Origin of the sequence: Novosphingobium sp., assembly GCF_036820275.1 — a bacterium.
GTDB lineage: Bacteria > Pseudomonadota > Alphaproteobacteria > Sphingomonadales > Sphingomonadaceae > Novosphingobium.
The window spans coordinates 1-25,728 of the sequence record NZ_DAISLT010000017.1; the positions used below are offsets into that span (position 1 = coordinate 1).

The following is a 25,728-nucleotide window of genomic DNA, read 5'->3' on the forward strand; positions in this document are numbered from 1 at the left end:
GGACGACGTCCCACTGGCTGCCTAATTTAAGAAAACTGGCCTCCGGCAATCCCGGAGCGGTTCAATACGAACCAATTACGTTGCCCCTAGATACCGTGACCGTACGCGCCGATTTTCTCTTGCAGAACCTGCCAGGTTGATTGTCGCATTGAGAGCGGCTGGGTGATCTCGGCGCGCCTTTTTAGCGTTCGAGGGGACATGGCATCCTCCACATAGGGGACATCCCGCTTCTCCAACCAATACGCTGTAGCGGCTGGTCTCAATGCGGCCCAAGACGGTTAGATCACAGCAGTAAGCGAGTGTTGTGATCGGCCAAATCCAGCCCCCGCAACCAGTCCTAACTGACATTCTTCGGCTTTATGCTTCGATCCCGCCTTTTTGGTGCGCTTCGCGCGGTCAGATGCGATCGTCAGAATTCCAACAAGATCGCCGTGGACCTCCACCACCAGCTCTTGTCCTTCCGGCGTCACGACGATCTGGTCGATCCGTGAGCGGATTATTTCTTCGGCATTGAGCCGATTGATCTCATCTCCCTCCAAGAGCGCTTTGGTCAGGTTGTTCAACTGCTCGCGATAATGGTGCGCATCGCCAGATCGTGATCACTGTCAGTCGTTGCGACATGTCTCCGCCGCCTCCGCGGTTGAAGGCTGTGTTCGCGCATCAAACGCTTGATGCTGCTTAGGATTTGCGCAGATGCCGTGCAGATCGCCATGATCTGCGGTCAGCCGATCAGCTTCGTCAACCCGCTTCACCCGCCCATGAACGTGCGATACCCATCAGTCTGCAACGCTGGAAGACGGAGGGGACAAAGGACCGGTGATGACGGATGTAGTCCCGTTTCTCGGCCGCGGTGCGCTTTGCAGAGTCACCTTTAGAAACTCAAGTTCGAGGGCCTCCTTGCCGACCAGGCGTTCCAGCGCGGCGATGCGGGCCTCATACTGCTGGATGAGACAGCCGCTTGTGCGTCATCGTTTAACTCGCCCGCCTCGTACTTCTCGATCCAGACCCGGATCAATTGGCGAGAAACGTCATGACGCTTGGCCAGCCCATGCAATGTTTCGCCGCTCAGATACTCCTGAACGGCCTGGCGTTTGAACTCGATGCCGCGGGAACGGTGTCGCGTTGGCTTTTCTCCAAAAGCCAAACCCACGGTCAATCATTATGGTGCCACCTGTCATATCCCAGGGGCCACTCCACCCCTGCCGCAGGCGTGGTTCTTACAGTGTCAGCAATGCACCTCCCTGTGCTGCGGAACTGCGCATGGCATCCATGATCTTCGTGCAGGCCAGGCCGTCGTGAAATGTCGGTGGGGTCACGCAGTCTTGCGCGGGGCGACCTTCTATTAGATCCTTCATGGTCTCCGCGAGCCGTGTGAACGGTCCCAGCTCGAACTGGGCGAGACGTTTGGCCACTGCGGGATCATCGGTAAGGGGCGGCTTGGGGAGTTCCAGTTCCGGCGGAACTTCCAGCTGGCGCGTGCCGGTGCTATCGGCCAGGAAGACTTTGTCGCCATCGAGCCACACGGAGCCTTTGGTGCCCGCGCATCGGCATAGACTTGCGGGCGGGCCCCAGGCGCCGGCGGACTGTTGCAGCGAGCCCTCCATGCCGTTCTTCATGACGAAACGCATCGAGTAGGAATCCTCGGCGCCTTCCGGGCGGTCGGACACGGTAAACAGATTGGCGCTCAGGGAACGGAAATCGCCGAACCAATCGCAGATTTGATCGATCTGATGCGATCCGCCCGCCCCGAGCCAGCCACCCCCGGCGCCTTTCTCGAACCACCAGGACGGCAGTCGAGTGGATGGATCGGCGCAGAAGGGAATGAATTGATCCATCGCCAGAAAGCGTGGCTCGCCGATCAGGCCTTCGCGAATGGCCCGGCCGAATAGCGCGCGCTCCGGTAACCAACGGAACTCGTGCGCCACCATATGCACGATACGTTTCCGTTCGGCAGCGGCAACGAGCGCTTCACCTTCCGCGGCGTCGAAGGCGTAAGGCTTCTCGCAAAGGACGTGGCAGCCCCGTTCGATAGCCTGGTGAGCGAGCGGCGCGTGGGTATCCGGTGTGGTGGCGATCGTGACCAGTTCGGCGCCAGTTGCGGAAATGGCTTCGCCAAGATCCGTGAAGTGATCCGGTATGGCGTTGTCCGCGGCCTTGCGTGCGAGTTTTTCCTCGTTGCGCCCGACCAGCGCCACCACTTCGAAGCCTGCGGCACGCAGCGCCGGAACATGAACGCGGCTGCCGAATCCGGTCCCGACGACGATAGCTGATATGGTTTTCATAGAAGTCTTTCCGCCGTGGAGACCGCTGCGCGCCGGCTGTTCCGATGCGCGTCAATTCCGTCCAGGCTTACCGTTTGCGAAAGCCGCCCGCAGATCTGTGTTCCGGTCGGATCCGCCATTGCAATGCCTTATGAAACGCGAGGGCCTATGCCCGCGCTTCGGCGTGCTCCTTGAACATGGTCATCACGTCGCCGGAAGTGACCGGGCGGGGCAGGCCGCCTTCGAATGGCCGCGCGCCGCCCGAAGACTTCGGGCTGACGTCCACCGCCTTGGCGGCGGCGCGGGCACGGCAAGCGCCCACGGTCATGTCCTCCAACCGGTTGTGCTGGAGGAAGTCGTCGAAGCGGAACCAGCGAAGGGCATTGCGGTAAGTGACCTTGTTTATCTGCTCATCGGTCAGGTGCTTGACCGAATCCCAGAGATATTCGGGCACTTCGGGCCAGAGCGTGTCCGAGTGGGGATAATCGCATTCGTAGGCGACGTTGTCTTCGCCGATCTCCTCGATATGGCGAAGGCCGAAGCGGTCATCGACGAAGCAGTTGAGGAAATGACGCCTGAACAGGTCGCTTGGCTTGATCTCCTGGAAGCGGGAATGCGTCCAGGCCTTGTGACGCCAGTTCGAGAAGTCGGCACGTTCCATGAAATAGGGTACCCACCCGATGCTGCCTTCCGAGATAGCGATGCGCATTTCGGGATAGGCATGAAGTTCTTCGAGTTGCAGCCAATCGGCAACGCCCTGGGCCACCGAGAGCGGCATCGTCGAGATCCATGCCTCGATCGGGGTTTCCATCGAGGCATGCGGTGCGGGATTGCCGCTGCCGATGTGCAGTGCGACGGTGGTGTCGGTATCGGCGATCGCCTTGAAGAAGGGATCCCAGTAATCGTTGTGGATGCTGGGAAGCCCCTGCACCGTCGGATTTTCGTTCATCTGGACGGCGCGGAATCCCTTCTTCGCGAGCCGATGGATTTCTGCAACGGTGGCATCCATGTCCCAAGTGGGCAAGACGCCGAGAGGTATGAACCGGCCCGGATAGGCCATGCACCATTCTTCGTAGTGCCAATCGTTCGCGGCCTGCATGTGTCGCAGGGCGAGGTTCTTGTCGGGCGCCTGGTGGAAGGTCTGTCCATCGAAGACGATGGAGTTGCCGAAGCACATCGAAGCGGCAATGCCGTTCACGTCCATGTCGTCGATACGGGCATGCACATCGTAGCAGCCGTCGCGAAGCTGATCCAGCGAGGTCGGCTCCATGCCGTATTCCTCGAACGGCCTGCCGACTACCGCGTTTAGGCCTACGGAGCCTTTCAGGCGGCCCTGATACTCCCAGAAATTCTTGCCGTTCCTGTCGACGCGCAATTTCGGCGCGGACGCGAGAAGGTCGCCCGAAAGCTGATTGTCGAACATCGTGGGCGGCTCACAGATGTGATCGTCCACGCTGATGAGGACCATATCGTTCATATGCATTTTTTGCAGCATCCTGCTCTCTGGTTGCTGTCATGGCTTGCGCGGCGCTGGCAGCCTGACGCTTGGTATCGATAGTCCACAAGAAAGCGAACACTGTCGAGTGTCGCGTGCGAGCCGATGGCATCATGTCGCGCTATTCGCTCTGGCGATATTATCGCTGAGGTTGGCGGGTCGCTTTACCCCATCGGGGTTCGCGGTCATTCGGTGTGCTTACGAAGGCAGTAACTGCTATCATATTGGCTCGGCGATGGTTATCGATCAGGATCGAGTGCTGTCGTGAAAGGGACCGGCATGAGACCCATAAGCCTCGAATCCGCGAGCACTCTGGGATTACCGCCCATCGAGTCGGTTCGCTTGGCGGCGCGGCTGGGCTATCGGCATGTCACCACCGTTCTGGAGCCTTCCCGCAAAAGCGTGGAAGGGCATCCGCATTTTTCGCTGCGAAGCGATGCTGCATTGCGCAGCGATTTACTCTCCGTCCTGGATGATACCGGCATAAGCATCGCTTCGGGAGAAGGCATCGCCATCGTTCCGGGGCGCGACGTGCGAGAGGCGCATGTACGCGATCTCGAGATCATGAGCGAACTGGCAATTGCCAGAATCAATGTCGTGAGCCTGGATCCCGACCTCTCAAGGACATTCGACCAACTGGCGCTTCTGGCGGAGCTGGCAGGCTCCTTCGATATCGAAACCCTGATCGAGTTCGTGCCGATCTTTCCGATCCGCAATATCGATATCGCCTTGCAGGCCATCGAGCATGTCGGCCGCAGCGATTGCCGGATGATGTTCGATACCATGCATTTCTGCCGCACGGGTGGGCGGCCGGAAGATATCGACCATGTCGATCCGAATGCGATCGGCTATATCCAGATTTCCGATGCTCCCCGCGAGGCGATCATTCCCGACTACATGGAAGAGGCGGTGTGCGAGAGGATGGCTCCGGGCGAAGGAGAGCTTCCCCTGGCGGAAATATTGGCGGAGCTACCGGGCAACCTGGTCGTCGGGGTTGAAGTTCCGCAACGGTCGGCGGCGCTGGCGGGCGTTTCGCTGGAGGCCCGAATGGCGCGCTGCCTTTCGGCGACCCGTCGGTTTTTGGGCCAGGATTTCACCGGATAATCGACGACGCGCCTCAGAATGCGACGTGGACCTTGGTCTCCTCGTTAGGCGCGCGCAGCATGGCCATGGTTTCCGGCAGGCGGTCCAGGGAAATCGTGCTGGAGATGATCGCCTTCGGATCGACATGGCCCTTGTCCATCTGGTCGGCGATGTAGTGAAATTCCCTCATCGAGTAGCCGACGGAGAAGTGCATCGAGGCGCACTTGTACGAAGCGATCGCCGGTATCACGGCATCCGGCGACGTGCAGAAGCCAAGGCTGACGATCCGGCCGAACGGCGCGACGTGATTGAGCGCCTTCATCAGCATGCCTTCGGCTCCCACGCATTCCAGCACGATGCCGGGTGCTTCGCCCAGGGCTTCGACGACTTCGCCGATTTCGTTCTCTCCATAAGGGATGAAGCTGTTCGCTCCCATCTGACGCACCAGCGCTTCGCGCCTGGGCGAACGTGACATCACCGTAATTCGTCCAGCGCCCAGCCTGCGCGCCCAGTAGATCGCGTAAAGCGCGACGGTGCCGGCGCCCAGGACGAGCACGCTGTCCCCGGGCCGGATCGCGGCGAGTTGCACGCCATAGAGACTGATGGCCAGGGGTTCGATCAGTGCCCCGTCCGCCATGGAGAGCACCGAGGGCAGCGGCGTCGCCACGCTTTGCGGAATGGCCGCGAACTCCGAGAAACCGAACATGGCGGAGCCGGCCTTGTCCTCGCACAGCACGTTGTTGCCATGCGACCGGCACGTCCGGCATGCCCCGCAAGCGACCGAGGGGATGACGGAAATCCTGTCTCCCACCCGCAAGGTGTCCACGCCGGTGCCCAGTTCCACGATCTCGCCTGCGTACTCGTGACCGAACTGCACGTTCGCCCCGTAATCCCACATTCCGCCCCGCGTCATCGAAAGGTCGGTTCCGCAGATTCCGCAACGGGAGACGCGTATGAGCACCTCGCCGGCGGCAGGGCGCGGCTCGGGAACGGTCTCGATGGTCACGGGCTGCCCGTGACCGGGGTAGATCGCTGCTTTCACCGGCTTTTCTCCAGAAGGTCGTAACGGTCTATGTAGGCCCGGAACGGTTCGCGTGCCTGGTCTGCCGTCATGCCGAAATCGGCGATGTCGTACCGGTGGGCACCGCGCGAGAGTTCGGGCTTCTCGGCGATGCGTTGCTCGAAGCCCGGTATGAGCGCATCGGGAATGTCCATGTCGATGAAGGTGTAGATGCGTTCGAGGACGGCCATGGGATCGGCATGGAAATCGGCATGGACGACGTCGAGGACCTGTCCCGCGTGGCGTGCGCGCACCCGCTCGGCCTTTTCCACCGCCTCGGACCACTTCGCCACTTCGCGGATGAGCATGTTTTCGGATCGTTCCTGAAGCCGGCCTTCCTCGAACAGGGGATGGAGGTTCCTCATCAGCGAGACGAGCGAGGGGATCGCCTTGCCGGGGTCGCGGTGGGTCTGGATGACCTTGGCGTCAGGGAATACGGCGAAGAGCAGGTCGAGGTTTTCGATGTGCCCCGGGTTCTTGAGAAGCCATCGCTTGTCCGGCTCGTTACTGCCGATCAGTTGGATGCAGGCGCGCAAATGATCGTAGGATGCAGCTTCCGACTGGCTTCGCCACCAGGCGTCGTAAGTTTGCGCGGAAGGCCCCGAGCAGGCGAGGATGTTCGAGGTGAACCCGTGCCAGAGCACCATGCAGCACTCGTGAACTTCCTCAGCCGCGCGATAGTGGGCAGCCCGGTGGCCGGGAACCGCTGCATGTTGGGCATCGATGGCGGCCATCGTCTTGCGAAACTGCGGGTAGTCGGCCCAGGTATCGATCGGCGGCCGCGGCATCGGAGCATCCAGAAGCCACGTCTGGAGCCCCTGAAAACGCTGATCCAACGCCATGAGCCGGTGCAGGGCGGTGGTTCCCGTTCGCGGAACGCCGGTGATCACGACGGGGCTGACGACGGGGTGACGATCGAAGCCGGGGTTTTGCTTCATGGCGAGATAGGCATGCGCTCGTCCGCGCAATACGCCTATGATCTGTCCCCAGGCCGCGCGCCGGCCCTGCTCGTGAAAGCGGGGGTCGTAATCCATCGCATGAAGGTAGGCGTCGAGCCCCGGCAGGTAGTCGTCAGGTCCGAAATCGCTGCTTCCGATCTCCTTTGCGACAAGCTCGTGCAAGGCGTCGCCGGCATGACGAAAGGCATTGGGGGGATTGTAGCTCGTATCCATCTTGATGGTATCCTAGCCGGGAAACGTGACGCGGGTGGCTGCCTTTCGGGCGACCGCATGCATGCAAACACTGAACGACGCTTTTAGACAGTCAAGGCTGTCTAATGCCGATCCGATGCATATCCTCTCGGCGATGCAAGGAAGGGATTGAAGAGAGGCCTTGCGGCATCGAATGAAGATAGTGCATGCTGTCAATTAATGCGACCGCTCTATCGCGGTTTCGATGGCACCGGACAACCGGCCCCCCGTCCAAAAGTATGCATATGGCGCCGCTTTCCATGCGCGCAGAACACGTGAGAGGTAGCCATGGATCCTTCGATAGAACCGCTTGCAAGCTATCTCGCGCCTCTGGAAGAGGCGGCGCGGCAACTGGCGAATACATGGCGGCCGGAGGATCCGGCCTATAAGGCGGAAGTCTATCGGCAGACGATGACCAGCCTCTCTTACGCCTATTTCATGTATTTTCACGCCGACGCCGAGCATCCCGACTGGGCGCCCCTGTGGAATCCGGTTTTTACCCTCCAGCCCAATCCCGATGATATCTACGTGCAGTCGCCCATCCGCGGCGACCTCAGCTATCGTGTTTTCGGCAACCGGGGGACATGCAGGATCCTGTCTTTCACGACGCAGAAAGCGCTTTCGGGCACGGTGGACGAGATGCCGAGGCCGAACGGGCACAACGAGGTGGACTGCGACGATCTCGGCATCGGCCTGGGGGAGGACTTCGAGATCCTTTTCAGCGCGGCACGGCCGGAGGGGCATGTCGGGCATTGGGCACCGATCGATCCCGAAGCGCGGGGAATGTACTTGCGCTACCGGATGTACGACTGGGAAAACGAGACCGATCCGCAACTTTCGATCGAATGCCTCGATCGCGTTCCACTCAAGCCCAGGCTTTCTCCGGACGATATTCTCGCCAGGATTGCCGAGATGGCGCGCTTTCCCGCTCGCAAGACCGACCTCTACTATCCGATGCAGAACGGTGTGAAGGATCGCGTGGGATTCAATGTGTTCGAGCCGGTGCGTATGCCCGGTGCGCTGGTGAAGCAGGTCTATTGGCCCGCGTGTTTCCAGTTCGCGGAAGACGAGGCCCTGATCATCGAAACCGAGATCCCGGAAAAGGCGCCCTACTGGAACATCCAGTTGAACGATCCTCTCTTCAACGCGCTGGAGTATGTCTACCGCCTGTCGAGTACCAATGGCGCCATGGCCCGGCTTTCCTCCGATGGACGGTTTCGCGCGGTCATTTCGCTAGACGATCCCGGTGTTCCGAACTGGCTCGATCCCGCCGGCTATAGGGAAGGGGGAATCTACGGTCGCTGGTATGACTGCAGTTCCGAGCCCGTGCCGACCATCAGGCGTGTCAAGCTGGCGGAACTGCGCGATCATCTGCCACCTGATACGCCTCAGGTCACGCCCGCCGAGCGGCGGGAGGAAATCGCCCGTCGGGTGCGAGCCTGTCAGCGACGTCGCCGCTGGTGAGCTGGATCGAGGCGAAGCCCTTGTGGCTTCGGTGAGTGGTAAATCGTTGCCGGAGGCGGTAGGACGGCCGGACGGACTTGAGCAGGTCATGCTGGCCTGAAAGGTCGGACTGCGTTCGGAGACGATATTGGGCGAGCAGAACAACAAACCGCGCTCCAGGCGCTCTACCGAGCAGGTTCGCGAGGAAATCCTGCGCGCGGCGGAAGCGGAATATTCGCGTTATGGGTTCTCCGGCGCAACCACTGCGGCCATTGCCGCCGGCGCCAAGACCACCGAAACCCAGATATTCCGCTATTTCAGCTCGAAGGCGGAACTGTTCCGCGAGGCCATCCAGCAACCTCTGGATAATCATCTCAAGAACTTCATGTCACAGGCCTTCGCGGATATGGGGGACGAGGCTTCACTGGAGGGCCATGCCCGGTCCTATATCGAGGAACTGCAGGATTTCATCTCCGCGCACCAGCGCATGTTTCTGTCGCTGATAATGGCGGAAACGGGAAAGCGGGGTGAAGTGCAGGGTATGGCGGGAATCGACGCTCTTCACGATTATTTCTCACGCGGCGCGGAGGTCGTGCGCGAGCGCACCGGAGGGGCGGATAAGCTGCCGCCGGAACTCATGGTTCGTATCAGCTTCGCCTCTCTGCTCGGCTGCGTGTTGTTCAAGGACTGGCTCTACCCGGAAGGCATGGCCGACGAGGAAGTTCTGCGGCAGGCAACCACCAGGTTCGTGATGGATGGAATCTATTCCGGTCCCGTGTGATGCGCTTGGTTCCCGCGCGGCGCCAGTTGAAGCGCATTTGTCCGCAGTTCATGGGTGATGCCGCAATCGAAGCCAGCGGTTGCGTCACGGTGGCATCGCGTGCGCCGTGCCCGTACCCGCTTCACGGAACCGTGCGTGATACGTTCGACTTCTTCCTTCGAAACGCCACATTTCTTGGCGTGGACGACATGCTCACCCCACTCGAGCGGGGGCCGCGATCGCCAAGCAACGCGCAAGACGACAAGTTCTCTCTCGCGTGGCGAGATGTATCCCTTCGTGCCGAGTTCGATGCTTGTCCGGATCTCGGTCCGGGGGAGCTCGGGGTGCTTGAACATGATCGCAAAAAAGTCGGGTTAAGTCGGAATTGTTGACAGCATCGACGTGCGAAAAGCCTCCTCGACCAGCTGTCGCGCTTCGTCCGTGAATTCGTCAGCAGTCATAGGAGCTGTTCTTGGACTCCTCGCAACTTGTGCGTCGCGTGCACCGATGTCGAAATGCTCAAATCCTGTACTCACGGGTTTCCCCGTCCTGGTTCCGGTGCGCGGCGTCGAATGCTGCGCGCTGCACGTTCACACTGTTGCGCAGTGGCAATGTGCGTGAGATTTTACGTGAACCTGCCGAAGGGGTGTCAGCCTGCCAACAGTCAGCCCGCATCGACAAGGGTTTTAACTCTCGCCGCGTAAGCGATGTGGGCGTCGATATCCGCGCCCAAACCCTGATCGGTTGTCGGGAAGGAGCCATGGGTGCCGCCTGCCTCGCGCCACGCCTTGAGAGTATCGGCCGCTTGCTCTGGCCCACGCGCGAACTGTGCGAGCAAGTCCTTTCCAAACGGATCGTCCGCGCGTCCGTTCGCCTCGAGGTGCTGACGGACCTGGCACCATCCTTCGACAGCGCCTTCAGCCGTGCTGGCGAACAGAAAGCCGTCTGCGATCCGCGCCGCGCGCTCATAGGCGGCGTCGGAGTGGCCGCCGACCCACAGAGGTATCATGCGGCGCGGACGCGGATTGATGCCCGCCCGGTCGATCTTATCGAAGCGGCCATCGAACGTGACTATTGGGTTGGTCCACAATTCCCGCAACAGGCCGATCTGCTCTTCGACCCGCTTGCCACGGGTCCGGAAATCCTGTCCGAGAGCGGCAAATTCGACGTGGTTCCAGCCAATTCCGACGCAGAGGCGCAAGCGCTCGTTCGACAGAAGATCGACATCCGCTGCCTGCTGCGCGACAAGCGCAGTTTGACGCTGGGGCAGTATCAGCACGCCGGTGGCGAACTCGAGCCGGTCGCTGAGCGCTGCCGCAAACGCAAATAGAACGAAAGGATCGTGGAACGGATGCTTCTCCGTGTAGGGACCTGCCAGCTTCGGCTCACGGCCGTCGTGGGGGCATTTGATGACGTGGTCCGGCGTCATCATGTGATCGAAGCCGAGCTCATCGATGGCCGACACGAATTTGCGAATTGACGCGGCGCTGCCCGCCACTTCGGTCACTGGATAACTGACACCGATCTTCACAGGGCAAGTCCTGACTTAATAGGGCTCGGGCCTCTTCCCTAAGCCTACCTTTGTCCGTTTGTATTCAGGCAAGATTGAGAACGATCTTGCCGAGAAAGTTCCCGGACTCGAGCGTTTGAAACGCCTGTGCCGCGCGCTCGAAATCAAAGACGCGATCGACCACCGGCCGTACGTTCTGGCGTGCGGCGAAGGCGAGCATGGCTTCGTGCTGGCAGCGATTGCCCACCACAATCCGGGCAATCGATCCATCGGAGGCGATGTCCTGGGTCGTTTCGCCTTCGAGCCGGCCGATGGCGGCCACTACGCCGCCCGGATTGAGCAGTTCAAGGCATTGGTCGATCTGGGACATCCCGACAACATCGACGACGATGTCGACGCCCTTGCTATCGAGCCTTCTGCGCGCTTCGCCCGCCCAATGCGGGTATCGGCGATAATTGATCTCGAGGTCCGCGCCGAGGAAACGGGCTCTTGCGAGCTTCGCATCGCAGGACGAGGTTACCACCACGTTTGCTCCGCCCGCTTTAGCCCATTGCATAGCGGCTAAGGACACGCCCCCGGTCCCTTGTACCAGGACCCATTCGCCGGGCTGAATCGGCCGCGGCCCGAATACAGCGCTCCAGGCCGTCAGTCCGGCGCAGGGAAGTGTGGTTGCCTCGAGGTCGCCGATTTCATCGGGAACGATGCAAAGGTTTTGTGCCTCGAAGACAGCAAACTCTCTCGCTACTCCGTCCACCGGGCCGCCGAGCATGCTCATCGAAGGGTGAGAGCCGTCTATCCATCCCTGAGAGAAGAGCGGTGTGACCCGCATCCCCGGAGCAACCCGGTTTACACCTTCGCCAACTGCCTCCACATATCCGACGGCGTCTGACAAAGGGACATATTCCGGCTCTTTGATAGACGGCACCAGTCCGCGCAGGCACAGGAGATCGCGGTAGTTCAGGCTGGCCGCCACAAGCCGCACGAGCGCCTCTCCGGGGCCGGGCGTGGGGATCGGAGCATTCCCGACCCGCAGGCTACCGATACCTCCACCGGGCTTGGCGAGGAGCTGGCGCATTACTCAGAGGCCCTGCACGATGAACGCGCGATACTCGGCCGCGCTGACGCGATGCGGTAGGGCCCTTTGATATTCGGGACTGTTGTAGAAGGCCTTGGCGTCCTCGACCGTCGGGAATTCGAGGATGTTGATGCCGTCCGGTGCGTCGCCTTCGATGGCCTCTGTCGCACCGTATACCACCAACGGCTTGATATTGAAGGGCATGAATGCAGGGACATTTTCCCGGTTCATGGCTTGGTAGACAGCCATTTCCTCGCTGTCGTGCACCGGATTCTCGCGGATGAACACCATATAAGCAGGCATCGGATTCTCCCTCCTGGCGGAAGGTTGGTTCCCTCCGGTGGTCCTTATCCCAGGTTTATATTCGTTGCTCCTGCACATTATTAGGATTTGAAGGCAGACCTTTAATCAGCCTTTTGCGTGTCGGCCAACGAAGATCACGGACAGTGGCCGAGAGATCGCAGTGATGATGGGAAAGAGCGAAACGATTGATTTTGGATCGCAAATAGCTTTTTTGCGCCATTCATAGATGCAACTGTTGGTTGCAGCTTTGACGTGGACTGAGTCAATTGCCGCGCTTGGAGCGGATATTGCCGATTCGACGACGCGGAGGCGATCAGCGCCGATGGTATGCGGTTCGCGATTGAGGCCCTCGAATATCGAGGGCACGATTATCTTGTAGCGGGTCAATTCGGAGAGATTGCACGATGGCGTCGCGGCGCAGTCCTATAGCGATGACCGAGGAAGAAATTCGGCGTTATCTTGATACTCAGCGACGAATGATCGTTGTGGCCAACGGTCCGGATGGAATGCCGCATCCTGTTCCCATGAACTCCGGCATGGACGACGAGGGAGCATCGTCATCACCAGCTTTCGCAAGAGCCAGAAGATCGTCAACCTGGAACGGGATCCACGCGCGACGCTGCTGGTCGAGAGTGGGGAGACCTACCATGAGATCAAGTCGGTCATAATGGCCGTTCCCCCCGCAGGCGCGGAAGGGGGGGCAATGCGAGGATTTTGGCGGTTTGCTTCGGGTTTGCACTCGTCAGATGCGACTTCGGAAGGAGTCGAATCAAGTCATAGGAGCTGTGGATGTGCGAGCGACATCGATGACGAGGACCTCCGCCAGCAAGGCCGCATTTGAGAAATTGAACGCTCCGCTGTTGCGTCATTTCACGACCCTGCTTTCGGAACTCGGCGGCGATCTTTCCTTGCTCCTTAAATCGTTGGAAATCGCAGTACAGGACTTCTCGGAAGGAGCGGGACGTCTCACATACAGACAAGCGATCGGGTTGCTTGATGCTGCCTCCAGAACCGTCGAGTGTCCGGATTTTGGCATGCGGCTTGCCATGCGTCAGCGTGGAGGGGCCGTCTTTGGTGCTCTTGGCAAAGTCATGCGCAACTCCCGGACGTTCGGCGATGCCCTTCGATCAGCGAGCGAGCATTGCGGAGCGCACAGCCGCGCAGCCCGCGTCTGGCTTTCCGAAGATCCGGAGCGATCGGCGACATTTGCGGGGCACGAGTTGTTGCTGGGCGGCACTGCCAATCGCGCTCAGCTGATAGAACAGATCTTGCTCATTGGCCATCTTGAAGCGCACGAAATGACGGGCGGGTTTTCGAGGGCCCGGTGCATCCATTTCCGACACGAGCCGGTGTCTCCACCAGCTGTGTATCGCCGCAATTTTGGTTGTGATGTTCTGTTCGGGCAGCCCGCCGATGGCATAGCGTTCTACCCGGAGGATCTTGCCGGTCGCATCGTCAGTCAAGACGAATATGTGTATCGAGACATGATCCGCTACATCGAGGAGCATATCCCAAAATGCCGGCTTCCTGCTGAAGCGGAAGTGCGCGGGCTTATTCTTCGTTCGCTCGCGACGGGAGCCAGCTCGACTGATAGCGTTGCGCACGAATTGAACCTCAATGCCCGTACACTGCGTCGCCGGCTGCGGGACGAAGGTATTTGCTTTCAGGATATTAAAGACAGCGTTCGCCGAGAATTGACCCGATACTATCTCGAACGAACCGATCTCGATTTTCGCGAAGTCTCCGAGAAGCTGGGGTTTGCCGAGCAGTCGATCTTCTCGCGGAGTTGTCGGAGGTGGTTCGGGAAATCGCCCACGGAGCTGAAGAATACCTATCATTTGCGCACGGAGTTTGTCCGGATAGGTCAAGCCAAACCCCGCTAGTTTGAAGCATGATCGCTCGCAGAGGAATATGATCCGCACAGCGGACAACCAAGGCTCGGCCGAGGATTGAAAGGGGGAGTGGAGCGACTGCATTGCGCCACGCGGGAATCGAAAACGTGATCCGACGCCGAGTTGCGGTGCTCAAAGCGAACGTTCGAACCTGAAGGTCCGGCCAAAACGAAGCAGTTCCACCGTCGAATGTCGATGCCTCGATCGGTCGCAAAGGCCGGCGAGATAGTTTCTACCAGGGGAGGAGAAATGGATGGCAAATAAGCGCACGAACAAAGCCCGGAGGCTTGCGTTCGGGGTGGCGACGATCGCAATCGTGCCGACCGCGGCTCTGGCGCAGACTGATGCTCCGCCACCGTCGGGCAACCCGTCAGCGGCCGATCAGGTTACGAGTGAACCGATTGTGGTGATCGGGACACTAATCCGCGGCATTGCACCGGCGGGTAACAACGTCATCGACGTCGACACCAATCAGATTGCAGCGACCGGAGCGGCCTCCACGAGCCAGGTACTCAGCACGATTCCGCAGGTCGGCAACTTCTTTAATGCGCTCCCGGCCGGGATTTCGCAGCAACCGGGCGCCAATGCAAGCAATCCGATCAACCGCCCCAATCTCCGCAACTTGCCAGGCGCGAATACGAGCGGGGGCGCGCAAACGCTGGTGCTGTTCGATGGTCAGCGGGTGGTTGGCGCCGGTATCCAGCAGGTGGCCGTGGATCCCGATATCATCGCGCCCGGCGTGATCCAGCGGGTCGAGGCGATGACGGACGGCGGTTCGGCCGTTTATGGTTCGGATGCGATCGGCGGCGTCATCAATTTCGTCACCAAGGATCGTTTCAACGGGGTCCAGGTCGATGGCCGATATGGGATCGGCGAGGATTACCAATCTGTCGAGGCCAGCGCGATGGCTGGCAAGGATTGGGGGTCGGGCGGCTTTTACGTGGCCTATGGCTTTGCGCACCATGACAGTGTCTATGGTGCCGATCGGGACTGGGTGAGGCAGATCGACTGGAACACCAAGGTTCCAACCGGTCGCAACTGCGCCGCACCCAATGTGACCGTCGGCTCGACATCGTACGTTCCCTCCGGCTCCGGGTTGGTCGTCGGTGGACCGAATGTATGCGATTTTTCGGATCCCGTTGCGATCTACCCGACGACGACACTGCACACGGTATTCGCGAGGCTCAATCAGCGGCTGTCGAACGGCGTGCGCTTTGACCTGACCGCATTGTACGCCAATCGCGCGATCGAGCAGGTCGGGGGAACGTTGGGCACAGGCGCGTTAGGTGCAGGGGCAGCCGGGCAGGCGACACTAACTACGGCCTCGCCATTCTATCGTTCGACCGCCGATGCCAATGCCGGATTGCCGCAAGTCGTCCGCTTTGACTACAGTCCGTTGTTCGGTTTGAAGTCTGCGACGCAGAAAACCAACCTGGAAACCTGGCGAGTGGCTCCGTCGATCTCGGTTGAGCTGGGCTCTGATTGGGAGTTCAGAGGGCTGTTTAGCTACGGCATCGCGACAACCAGTTTCAGGAACGCACAGGTCAGCGCGGCTGCTCAATCGGTGGCGCTGGCGAACGGCACGCTCAATCCTTACGATGTGTCCGCGACCGCTCCCGATGTGGTGTCAGGACTACGTCGCTATGCAACAGGTAGCGGTCGGAACGAGCTGTTTGATTACAGGGCGATCGTCAATGGACCGGTGTTCGCGCTTCCCGGCGGCTCGTTGCGCGCCGCTGTCGGTTACGAGCATATGCAAGACAACTTCACGCGGCGCACGTCGAATGCGTCGACCTATGCTCAGCAGGATCCGACCACCTATGTCCAGAAGGTTGATTCGGTATTCGGCGAGCTTTCGATTCCGATAGTCGGCGACGACAATGCCATGTCGTTCATCAACGAGCTGACGCTGTCGGCATCGGGGCGTTACGACAAATACAACGACTTCGGCGATACCTTCAATCCGAAGCTTGCCGCGACGCTGCGGCCGGTCGAGTGGATCGCGATCCGAGGCAACTGGGGTAAATCCTTTACTGCCCCTTCGCCGGTGGATCAGCTTGGGGTCCTGGCATCGGCTGTCGCCACGGTACCGGCGGCTTTCCTGCGCACGCCGCCCGGCGTCACCGCTGGTCCGGGCGAGATCGGGCTGTTCGTATCCGGCACTGCTCCGGGACTGCAACCGCAGAAAGCCACCAACTGGTCTATCGGAGCCGAGATCGAACCGCCGTTCGTCCCCGGACTGACGCTCAACGCCAGCTATTACAATATCGATTTGAGCGGGACGATCGGGCGGCCGGTCACCGGGGCTGACCTCAGCGATTACTACGCGAACTTCCCGCAGCTCTACGCAGTCCGTCCCAGCGGACAGCAATTGGCACAGTATCTTACACAGTTCGACCCGGCCAATTTCAACTTCACGGTCGCCAATCCGGCGTCGACCAGCCAGGCGATCATTACCTCCGGCGGGACAAGCGTACCAGTCCTGGTGACCCTCGACACGCGGTCAAGAAACCTTGGCACGGCGACGCTCGACGGGATCGACTTCTCGGCAAACTATGTGCTCGATACGCGATTTGCCTCCTTCGATGCGAGCGTCTCAGGCAATTATCGACTTTCACAAAAATCGCGCGCGCTGCCGTCGCTGCCGCTGGCAGACGACCTTGCCTTCAACAATCCGGTATTCCGCCTGCAGGGTACATTGGGAACGCGGATCGGCGGACTGCGGGCGCAGGTGATTTGGAATCACACGTCGGGCTACAAGCGCGGTACGGTCGAATTCGGGCAAACACGGATTTCGTCGTTCGATGCGATCAACCTGTTCTTCAAATACGACGTGAAATCGAAGTCTGCCTGGGCCAGCGATCTTTCATTCACCTTGAATGTCCAGAACCTCTTTGACGTGGCGCCGCCCGAATTTCGGTCCGCAGCCGGTTTGGGTTTCGATACCACCCAGGGCAGCGCGTTCAGCATCGGCCGCATCGTCCAACTGGGCGTGAGCAAGAAGTTTTGACCTAGCGGGGAAGCGTCCGAGGGTCCCCTCGGGCGCTTCCGATTACGCTTGGGTAAAGATACGCCGATCGCGATAACCTTGCTTTCGAGAAATTCCTCGATCCCGTCGACGTTCCATTCGTGGCTAATGCCGCTGGTCTTGTAGCCGCCTAATTCAACCTGTAATTTGTCCGGATCCGTCAAGTCAGTGAGTACGCCTCCCTGCAATAGTCGTTGCCGAAGCAGCGGCATTGAGCCCTGAGCGAATGAAAGCGGGAGACGAGGCGTGGCGGAATTCGATGGTCAGGCGCATATGGATATCAGCGACGTCGAATGGCGCCTGGGCCACCACGTCGGCGGGGGCGAGCTATGGGAGCCATGCAACAAGACCGATATCCGCCGCTGGGTCATGGCGATGGACTATGTGAATCCGCTCCACTGGGACCAGCGCTTCGCGCAGGAGACTAAGTTCGGCGACATCATCGCTCCGCAGTCGATCTGCGTCGCCCTCGATTACGGGCATGGCAACAATCAGGCCTGCGTCGGCCGGATCGAAGGCCAGCATATGATCTTCGGCGGCGAGGAATGGTGGTGGTATGGTGCCCACGTCCGTCCCGGCGACCAGATCAGCCATGAGCGCATCTTCACCGGCTACAAGCTGACCGACACCAAGTTCGCCGGTCCCACCTTGTTCCAGCGAGGCGACACCATCCACCGCAACCAGCGCGGCGATCTGATTGCCAAGTCGTGCCCCACGGTGATCCGCTATCTGGCGAAGGAAGCGGAAAAGCGCGGCATGTACGCCTCCACCGCCGGCGCACCGCGCAAGTGGACGGCGGCCGAACTGGCTGAGATCGACCAAATTCGCCGCGATTGGTTCCTTTCCAACCGCGACGGCAAGTCGCCGCATTTCGAAGAAGTGTCGGTCGGTGACAAACTGCCCCGCCGCGTGATCGGGCCGCACTCGATCGCCAGCTTCACCACCGAATACCGGGCTTTCATTTTCAACATCTGGGGCAGCTTCTACTGGCAGGGTGTGGAAGGCGTGCCCGATTGCTGGGTCAATCAGGACATGGGTTGGATCGAGGGGTTCTCGTTCGACGAGGAAGGCGCGTTGATCGACCCGCGCCTGCGCGACGGCCTCTACCTTGGTCCATCGCGTGGGCATATCGACGATGGTCGTGCCAGCGAGATCGGCATGCACCGCGCTTATGGTTACGGCGCGACGATGGCGGCGTGGAACACCGACTATCTGGCATTCTGGGCCGGTCACGATGGCATGGTGCGGCACGCCAAGAGCGAGTTCCGCGGCCCTGCCTTCGAGGGCGACGTCACCTACATCGAGGGTGAGGTCGTCGAGAAAATCGAGAATTCCGAATGGGGCTTCCCGGTCGTGCGCGTGGAAGTGCGGATGACCAATCAGGAAGGCAAGATCGTGGTCACGTCGGTCAACGAAGTGCAACTGCCCTATTGAGGACGCGGATGTGTCGTACCATGAATTCGTAACCGACCGATCGGTGTCGATTTCGCGCGGACTCCCGCTCGAACTGGAGGAAGGGCTCGGAACGCTCACGCTGGGTGGTTTCCTTCGCGATGTCACGGAGCGCTTTGGAGATCGCGAAGCGCTCGTCCATTGCGCAGGGGAAGCGGAGTGCGAGCGGTGGAGCTACCAAGATCTGTGGGAGCGGTCTTGCCGAATAGCCCGATCGCTCATGGCGGTCGGGCTCGGGAAAGGGGAGAGGGTCGGTATCCTGATGGCCAACCGGCCCGAATTCCTTGCAGCCGTGTTCGGCACGGCGCTCGCCGGCGGCGTGGCGTCCCCGATCAGCACGTTCTCGACGGCCTCTGAACTCGGATACTTGCTGGAATTATCGGCGGTTTCGGTTCTCCTGTTCGAGCGCCGGGTATTGAAAAAGGATTTTGCCGAAATCCTGGATGATCTGGATCCCGCGATAGGGAAGGGTGTCCCGGGATCGTTCTCGTCGACGCGTTTCCCGTTTCTCCGGGAACTGGCGCAAGTGGACGGGGATGGCCGCGGTGCCATGCGGTCCTGGAGCGCCTTTGAGGCCCTGGGGAACACGGAGGAACCGGCCAGGTTGGCAAAGCGGGCGGAGGCCATAGTTCCATCGGATCCAGGCGTATTGTTTTTCTCGTCCGGCTCCACGGCGCGCCCGAAAGGTATCTTGTCATCGCACCAAGGCGTCTCGCTACAGATGTGGCGAATGGGGCGTCAGCAAGGCCTGAACGGAGAGGTCAGAAGCTGGACAGCAAACGGCTTTTTCTGGTCCGGCAATTTCGCGATGATCGTGGGCGGCACCTTGTCGATGGGTGGTTCCCTCGTCCTGCAGCGCACGTTTCATGCTGCGCAAGCTTTGGAATTGTTCGAGGCTGAAGGCGTCACGTTTCCGTTCGCATGGCCGCACCAATGGGAACAACTCACCGCATCTGCGAACTGGGCGGCCGTCGATCTCTCCGCGTTGAAGTACGTTGACAAGACCTCCCCCTTGGCTGCTCACCCGACCGTCAGCACCGATTGGATCGAACCCAAGCATTGCTATGGGAACACCGAGACCTTCACGCTGAGTACCGCCTATCCCGCCATGACGACGGATGATGCGGCTGGCGCAAGCCATGGTGTTCCGCTTCCCGGGAACATCGTTAGAATCGTCGACCCGCTGTCCGGCCTTGGCGTGCCCCTCGGCGAGAGCGGCGAGATTGCGGTAAAGGGCCCAACGCTCATGCTTGGCTATCTCGGCGTGCCGTTCGCAGAGAGCCTGGATGAGCAAGGCTTTTTTCGAACCGGAGATGGCGGCCATATTGATGAGCAGGGCCGTTTGCATTGGAAGGGCAGGTTGAACGACATCATCAAGACCGGCGGAGCCAATGTTTCCCCGCTTGAGATCGACGAAGCCATACGCGCCTTGCCGGGTGTGAAGCTCAGTCAGACGGTAGGCGTACCGCACGAGACCCTGGGCGAAATGGTGGTTTCTTGCGTCGTCTTCCATCCCGGCACCGAAACCGACGAGGTAGATCTGCGCAACCATCTCAGGACCGTTCTGGCCAGTTACAAGGTACCTCGGCGGATCATCACGCTTGAGGACGGCGAGGTCGAGTTAACCGGCTCGGCGAAGATCAAGACTGGCGAACTGCGCAATCTCGTCGCTGGGCGGCTCGCCGCTGAGGTCGAAACATATGCAAGCGAGTCGAAAGGGTAAGCGGATGACCAGAGTTGCATTGGTTACGGGGGCAGCCTCGGGGATTGGCAAGGCCTGCGCAAAACGCTTGGCGCGTGACGGGTTCGCTGTTGGCGTCCTCGATGTCCTTTACCAGGATGCTCAGGAGACGGCGTCGGAAATCCGCGCCGAAGGCGGTCAGGCAGTGGCTGTGGAGGCAAGCATAGCCGATCGTTCGCAAGTTGGCGCGGCGCTCGCGCAAATACGATCGCAGCTTGGTCCGATCACTGTGCTGGTCAACAACGCGGGTATAACCGACACGACGCCGTTCCTCGAGATCTCGGACGAGCGCTGGGATCAAATCTACACCGTCAATGTGAAAGGGACCTTCATTGTCACCCAGGAGGTGCTGCCCGATATGATCGATGCCGGCTGGGGGCGGATCGTCAACATGTCGTCGTCGAGCGCACAGACAGGATCCGCTGGCATGGCCCCCTATTCGTCCTCCAAGGGAGCGATCATTACGCTCACGAGGACTCTGGCGGCTGAACTCGGCCCCCTTGGGATTACCGTGAACAACATTCCTCCCGGGATCATCATGAACACGGTTATGTCCGAAGCGAACAAGGCGAAGTTCCCAATTCCTCTGGATACCGTTCGGGAGATGATACCGGTTCGCCGCACGGGTGAACCGGAAGACATTGCCAACGCGTGTTCCTGGCTCTGCCAAGAGACGAGTGGCTATGTGACAGGCCAGACCATCGGCATCAACGGGGGCAGGATTCCCAGCTAACAGATGCGGCAACGCGCTCGGTATGGCGCGCGAACGCCTGCTGGCATTCTCGGGCGAAGAAGATATCGCGCGAGCGAACTTTTGCGACATCAACGGGTTTGTCGCAATCGGTCAAGTTTACTCCGCCCTTGGCGTTTCATTTGCAGCGAATGCAGATGCGGGCTGCGTCGTTGAACGACGACGATTGCAGCACAACGCGCAATACCAGGGGAGGATTTGATGGCTTGCTCGCGAACGTTGCGGTCGGTTTCGTTATTTGCGCTGGCAGGCTCGCTGGCAGCATATCCTGCCCTCGCGCAAGAACAGGCAGCACCACAGGCTGAACCGGCAACCGGGTCCTCCGAGATCATCGTCACAGCGCAGCGCCGCTCGGAAGCCTCGCGCGACGTGCCGATCAGCATCACCTCGCTGGGGCCGGCCCAACTGGCGACCGCGAATGTCCAGCAGCTATCCGACACTGCGCGCGTGACGCCGGGCCTGCGTTTCGACAGCCAGGGGCCGGCAGTGCAGCCCACCATTCGCGGCGTCGGCACGGCCATCACCACTTCGGGCGGCGGGCCAAACGTCGGCATCTATGTCGATGGGTTCTTCCAGGCCAACACCTACATGTCGGATTTCGACCTGCTCAATGTCCGTAATATCCAAGTGCTCAAGGGGCCGCAGGGCACGCTGTTCGGGCGCAACACCACCGGCGGCGCGATCCTTGTCGCCACCGCCGATCCCAGCACTGACACGAGCGCTGAGGCCAAGATCAGCTATGGCCGCTTCAACGCGCTGAAGGCGCAGGCCTATGGCACCTTCGGCATTAGCGACCGCGTGGCGATCGATGTGGAGGGGCTCTATCGCCGGGGCGACGGCTATTTCACCGACGTCGCCACCAATGACGACAATATCGGCAAGTACGAGAACTGGTCGCTGCGCGTTGGCATGAAGGCGGAACTTACCGACGACGTTTCGCTGCTGCTGCGCTGGGTTCATGCGGAAACCGATGATCCGACCACGCAGCTCGTGAACGCCTATGTCGACAAGAGCGGCGGCGCCGGTTTATTCGACAAAGTCTCGCCGGCCGGTCGGGCGATCTACGGCACGTCCAGTTCGCAAGGGCTGCCGCTGGTCTATTTCTATGCGCCGTCTTCGACGTATGCGACCAAGCCGGGGCAGGTCCTGCTCAATGCGCCTCTCGATTTCCGCACCAATTCGGATGCGCTTCAGGCAACGCTGAAGGCCGATCTGGGCTTTGCGGAATTCACCTCCTACACTCAGTATCGCAAGGACCTGTCACCCTATCACGGCGATCTGGACGCGACGGCGCTGCCGTTCTTCAACATCTTCGTCGGCGTGAATGACGAGACCTGGAGCCAGGAATTCCTGGTCAGCTCAAAGGCGGGATCGCCGCTGCAATGGACGGCGGGCCTCAACTATTTCCAGATCCGCGACACCTGGGACATCGGCGCCAGCTTCGGCGGATCGCCCTTTGGACCGTTCGGCGGATCGAACACGACGACCAAGTCCTACGCCGCGTTCCTCGACGCGACGTATGCGGTGAGCGACCAGCTGTTCTTCACGCTCGGCGGCCGGTACAGCCATGACACGGTGGGCGATGCCTACTTCGTCACCAACGCGACGACCACATCCTACATCGGGTCGGACGGTCTGCCGGTGCCCTATTCAGGCGGCGCCGGCGTGCGCATCCCGGTCAATACGCTGAAGAACGACAGCTTCACGCCGCGCGTGGTGGTTCGTTACAAGCCCAGCGAGGAATCGAGCGTCTATGCCTCGTGGACGCGCGGGTACAAAGCGGGCATTCTCAACGTCGGCGGCTATTCGCAGCAGCCGGTGAAGCCCGAGAAGATCGACGCCTTCGAAGTGGGCTTCAAGTACGACAATCGCCGGTTCTCGGCAGATTTTGCGGGCTTTTACTACAATTACAAGAACCTGCAGGTATCTAGTTACCAGGATGGTGCCGCGCAGATCCGCAACGCGGCCTCTTCCGAGATTTACGGACTGGAGGCGCAGCTTCGCTACAAGGTCAGCGATGCGTTCTCGCTGCTGGGCGGCGCGGCCTGGACTCATGCGCGGTACAAGTCCTTCACCAACGCGCCCTATTACAGCTACTGCGATCCGGCGATTGCGGACCTGAGCAATGCGATGGCTTGCATCCCCACCGCTCTGGGCGGTTTCGGACCCGGCGCGATCACGCAGACCTCCACCGATGCCTCCGGCTACAAGATGCAGCGCGCGCCCGATTTTACTGGCAATATCGGGGCGAGCTACGGGTTGGACCTTGGCGGCGGCAAGCTCGTGCTTTCAGGCAACCTCTACTACACATCGAGCTTCTATTTCGATCCGGAGCAGCAGTTCAAGCAGAAGGGCTATGGGGTGCTGGCGCTGCGCGCGGAGTGGACCGATCCATCGGACCGCTACACCGTTGCGGTGTTCGGCGATAACGTCACCAACACGCGCTATCGCACGCAGGTGCTGTTCAATACGCTGGGCACCGGCTCGGTGTGGAACGCGCCGGTTACGTACGGCATCCAGTTGGGCGCGAAGTTCCGATGAAGGCGATGCGCCTTGCGCCCGCAGGCGGGGATTACCGGCTTGAGTTGGCGGTGGGCAGCCGGCGCGACACATGCGTTCGGGCCAGCAGGTCGGCAAGATCTGCATCGGAATTTGAACGAATTCGGGCTGACACCGAAAACGGAGAGGACCAATGACTCCAGAGATCCAGACCCTCCTCGATCGCGAGGCGATCCGCGATTGCGTCGCCCGCCTTGCGCGCGGAGAAGACCGGCGTAGCGCGGATCTGATCCGCTCCTGCTGGTGGCCGGAGGCGCGGTTCGACTACGGCGTCTATGCCGGCGATTTCGACGCCTATCTGGCCTGGGTCGTGCCCGGCGCCGATGCCATCAAGAATACGCAGCACCTGATCGGCCAGTCGGTGATCGAGCTGGACGGGGACAGCGCACGCGCTGAAAGCCACGTCTTCTCCTATCATCGCGTCGACATGGGGGAGGGAGATCGCGATACCTGCATCGGCGGTCGCTACCTCGACACGTTCGAGAAGCGCGGCGGTGAATGGTGCATCGCCGACCGGGTGATGCTCTACGATTGGGAGCAGGACTGGGGCGCCGCCGCCGATTGGTCGAAGGGCGTGATGGGCTATCCCTTTACGGCAGAGCATTTCCCCGGCCGCGCCAAGGGCGATTTCAGTGAGCGCTGGTTCGCCGGAGAAACGGCATGACCGCGCCGCTGGCCGGCAAAGTCGCACTGGTTACCGGCGCGAGCCGGGGCATTGGCAAGGGCATCGCGCTGGTCCTCGCGGAACAGGGCGCGACCGTCTACGTTACCGGGCGCACCGTGCGGGAGGGGGACTACTACCTGCCCGGCACCGTAGGCGGAACGGCGGCCGAATGCGACGCGCGCAGCAAGGAGAGCGGCGGGAGCGGCATCGCGGTCGCCTGCGACCATGGCGACGATGCCGCCGTGGCCGCACTGTTCGAGCGGATCGCTGCCGAGCAGGGCCGTCTGGACATTCTGGTCAACAATGCCTTCACGCTGTCCGAAGATCTGCTGGAGCCCAAGGGCTTCTGGGAAAAGCCGCTCTCCAATCTGGAGATGTGGGACGTGGGCGTGCGCTCCAACTACGTTGCCGCTTGGCATGCCGCCGGGATTATGGCGCCGCAGAAGTCGGGGCTGATCGTCGCGATTTCCGGCTTCGCGGCCGTCACGTACACGTACAGCGTGATCTTCGGCACCTCCAAGTCGGCGGTGGACCGCATGGCGCGCGATATGGCGATCGAGCTGGAGCCGCACGGCGTCGCCTCGCTGACGCTGTGGCAGGGGCTGACCTTGACCGAGAAGGCGCAGGACAACCTTGCCAAGATGGGCGACAAGATGACCGCCTCGATCACCCAGATGCACGGCAGCAGCGTGGAGCATCCCGGCCGGGTGATCGCGGCGCTGGCCGCCGACCCGGAAGTGATGAAGCGTTCGGGCGGAGAGTTCGTCACCGCCGAACTCGCGCAGGAATACGGCCTGACCGATGTGGACGGGCAAGTGATCCAGTCAGCCCGCGCCTCGCGCGGATCGCCGATCTGGAAGCCCATTGCGGAGGTAGACTACCGTGGCAAGTGAAGCACACCCCGAAGTACTCCGGGACCGCGCCGCGCGTTTGGACGAACTGCTGGACAAGCAGGATATTCTCGAATGCCTGGCCCGCTTTTCGCGCGGGATGGACCGGTTCGACCGGGAAACCTACCTCTCGGCATTCTGGGACGATGCGACGATGGCGGCGGGGCCGTTCGTGGGCTCTGCGGCAGATTGCTGGGACTGGGCCGTGCCGATGCATGAGGCCGGGCAAATCCTGACCCATCACGCGCTGCTCCAGACCACCATCGACCTCAATGACGAAACCGCGCATACCGAGACGTACTACCAGTTCGTCGGCCGCAATCGCGATGAGAGCCTGTGGATCGCCGGTGGCCGTTATGTCGACCGGCTGGAGCGGCGCGAAGGTGTCTGGAAGATCGCCCTGCGGACCAACATCATCGAATGGGGCTGCCTGCCGCCGCCGATGCCGATCCCCTTCGCGGACGTGCCGGATATCGCGCTGAACGGCGTTTCCAGTCGGAGCAAGGACGATCCCTCTTACCAGCGCCCGCTCGTCAACCGGCGCGCGCCCAGCAATCCGGGGAAGGGGTGA

The 25,728-nt window shown here is 60.8% G+C and carries 22 protein-coding genes; 13 read left to right on the forward strand and 9 right to left on the reverse strand.

Annotated elements, in window-relative coordinates; all coding sequences use genetic code 11:
- Positions 1-278: 278 nt before the first annotated feature.
- From V7066_RS14490 to V7066_RS14505, 4 genes are all read right to left on the reverse strand, one after another.
- The gene (locus tag V7066_RS14490) at positions 279-563 is read right to left on the reverse strand and encodes a hypothetical protein (protein ID WP_334183749.1); all 285 of its coding nucleotides are present in this window, start codon (positions 561-563) and stop codon (positions 279-281) included.
- A gap of 308 nt (positions 564-871) precedes the next feature.
- Positions 872-1,150, reverse strand: a complete 279-nt coding sequence (locus V7066_RS14495; RefSeq protein WP_334183750.1) for a helix-turn-helix domain-containing protein — start codon at positions 1,148-1,150, stop codon at positions 872-874.
- 67 nt (positions 1,151-1,217) lie between these two features.
- A complete protein-coding gene (locus V7066_RS14500) occupies positions 1,218-2,282 on the reverse strand; it encodes a Gfo/Idh/MocA family protein (RefSeq protein WP_334183751.1) in 1,065 nt (354 codons plus the stop codon).
- 145 nt (positions 2,283-2,427) lie between these two features.
- Complete coding sequence (locus V7066_RS14505; protein ID WP_334183752.1) at positions 2,428-3,744, reverse strand: amidohydrolase family protein; 1,317 nt, start codon at positions 3,742-3,744, stop codon at positions 2,428-2,430.
- 354 nt (positions 3,745-4,098) lie between these two features.
- Here V7066_RS14505 and V7066_RS14510 point away from each other — a divergent pair, with 354 nt between their 5' ends.
- On the forward strand, positions 4,099-4,860 hold the full coding sequence (locus V7066_RS14510; protein WP_334183753.1) for a sugar phosphate isomerase/epimerase family protein: 762 nt from the start codon (positions 4,099-4,101) through the stop codon (positions 4,858-4,860).
- A 13-nt stretch (positions 4,861-4,873) separates the two neighbouring features.
- Here the strand turns inward: V7066_RS14510 and V7066_RS14515 are convergent, their stop codons facing one another.
- Both V7066_RS14515 and V7066_RS14520 read right to left on the reverse strand, forming a co-directional pair.
- Positions 4,874-5,881, reverse strand: coding sequence for an alcohol dehydrogenase catalytic domain-containing protein (locus V7066_RS14515; RefSeq protein WP_334183754.1), 1,008 nt, complete (start codon positions 5,879-5,881; stop codon positions 4,874-4,876).
- Complete coding sequence (locus V7066_RS14520; RefSeq protein ID WP_334183755.1) at positions 5,878-7,071, reverse strand: sulfotransferase family protein; 1,194 nt, start codon at positions 7,069-7,071, stop codon at positions 5,878-5,880. The genes V7066_RS14515 and V7066_RS14520 overlap by 4 nt, the downstream gene beginning before the upstream one ends.
- Positions 7,072-7,377: 306 nt before the next feature.
- Here V7066_RS14520 and V7066_RS14525 point away from each other — a divergent pair, with 306 nt between their 5' ends.
- Both V7066_RS14525 and V7066_RS14530 read left to right on the forward strand, forming a co-directional pair.
- Positions 7,378-8,553 carry a hypothetical protein gene (locus V7066_RS14525; protein WP_334183756.1) on the forward strand — a complete coding sequence of 392 codons (1,176 nt, stop codon included), beginning with the start codon at positions 7,378-7,380 and terminating at the stop codon, positions 8,551-8,553.
- 127 nt (positions 8,554-8,680) lie between these two features.
- On the forward strand, positions 8,681-9,313 hold the full coding sequence (locus tag V7066_RS14530; protein ID WP_334183757.1) for a TetR/AcrR family transcriptional regulator: 633 nt from the start codon (positions 8,681-8,683) through the stop codon (positions 9,311-9,313).
- A gap of 643 nt (positions 9,314-9,956) precedes the next feature.
- Here the strand turns inward: V7066_RS14530 and V7066_RS14535 are convergent.
- The 3 genes from V7066_RS14535 to V7066_RS14545 form a co-directional block, all read right to left on the reverse strand.
- Complete coding sequence (locus tag V7066_RS14535; RefSeq protein WP_334183758.1) at positions 9,957-10,823, reverse strand: LLM class F420-dependent oxidoreductase; 867 nt, start codon at positions 10,821-10,823, stop codon at positions 9,957-9,959.
- A 64-nt stretch (positions 10,824-10,887) separates the two neighbouring features.
- A complete protein-coding gene (locus V7066_RS14540) occupies positions 10,888-11,877 on the reverse strand; it encodes a zinc-dependent alcohol dehydrogenase family protein (RefSeq protein WP_334183759.1) in 990 nt (329 codons plus the stop codon).
- A gap of 3 nt (positions 11,878-11,880) precedes the next feature.
- The gene (locus V7066_RS14545) at positions 11,881-12,180 is read right to left on the reverse strand and encodes a DUF1330 domain-containing protein (RefSeq protein ID WP_334183760.1); all 300 of its coding nucleotides are present in this window, start codon (positions 12,178-12,180) and stop codon (positions 11,881-11,883) included.
- Between the two features lie 806 nt (positions 12,181-12,986).
- Here V7066_RS14545 and V7066_RS14550 point away from each other — a divergent pair.
- The 10 genes from V7066_RS14550 to V7066_RS14595 all read left to right on the forward strand — a co-directional run bounded on the left by V7066_RS14550 (position 12,987) and on the right by V7066_RS14595 (position 25,728).
- Positions 12,987-14,063, forward strand: coding sequence for an AraC family transcriptional regulator (locus V7066_RS14550; RefSeq protein ID WP_334183761.1), 1,077 nt, complete (start codon positions 12,987-12,989; stop codon positions 14,061-14,063).
- Between the two features lie 262 nt (positions 14,064-14,325).
- Entirely contained in the window at positions 14,326-17,082 is a 2,757-nt protein-coding gene (locus V7066_RS14555) for a TonB-dependent receptor domain-containing protein (protein ID WP_334183762.1), read from the forward strand.
- A gap of 264 nt (positions 17,083-17,346) precedes the next feature.
- Positions 17,347-18,534, forward strand: a complete 1,188-nt coding sequence (locus tag V7066_RS14560; protein ID WP_334183763.1) for a MaoC family dehydratase — start codon at positions 17,347-17,349, stop codon at positions 18,532-18,534.
- A gap of 10 nt (positions 18,535-18,544) precedes the next feature.
- Positions 18,545-20,275 (forward strand): class I adenylate-forming enzyme family protein, encoded by a 1,731-nt coding sequence (locus V7066_RS14565; RefSeq protein ID WP_334183764.1) that lies wholly within the window; start codon positions 18,545-18,547, stop codon positions 20,273-20,275.
- Between the two features lie 4 nt (positions 20,276-20,279).
- The gene (locus tag V7066_RS14570) at positions 20,280-21,026 is read left to right on the forward strand and encodes an SDR family NAD(P)-dependent oxidoreductase (RefSeq protein WP_334183765.1); all 747 of its coding nucleotides are present in this window, start codon (positions 20,280-20,282) and stop codon (positions 21,024-21,026) included.
- Between the two features lie 22 nt (positions 21,027-21,048).
- Positions 21,049-21,246 (forward strand): hypothetical protein, encoded by a 198-nt coding sequence (locus V7066_RS14575; RefSeq protein WP_334183766.1) that lies wholly within the window; start codon positions 21,049-21,051, stop codon positions 21,244-21,246.
- Complete coding sequence (locus tag V7066_RS14580) at positions 21,246-23,585, forward strand: TonB-dependent receptor (RefSeq protein WP_334183767.1); 2,340 nt, start codon at positions 21,246-21,248, stop codon at positions 23,583-23,585. The genes V7066_RS14575 and V7066_RS14580 overlap by 1 nt, the downstream gene beginning before the upstream one ends.
- Before the next feature lie 151 nt (positions 23,586-23,736).
- A complete protein-coding gene (locus tag V7066_RS14585) occupies positions 23,737-24,267 on the forward strand; it encodes a nuclear transport factor 2 family protein (RefSeq protein WP_334183768.1) in 531 nt (176 codons plus the stop codon).
- Positions 24,264-25,160 (forward strand): SDR family NAD(P)-dependent oxidoreductase, encoded by an 897-nt coding sequence (locus tag V7066_RS14590; RefSeq protein ID WP_334183769.1) that lies wholly within the window; start codon positions 24,264-24,266, stop codon positions 25,158-25,160. The genes V7066_RS14585 and V7066_RS14590 overlap by 4 nt, the downstream gene beginning before the upstream one ends.
- Entirely contained in the window at positions 25,150-25,728 is a 579-nt protein-coding gene (locus tag V7066_RS14595) for a nuclear transport factor 2 family protein (RefSeq protein WP_334183770.1), read from the forward strand. The genes V7066_RS14590 and V7066_RS14595 overlap by 11 nt, the downstream gene beginning before the upstream one ends.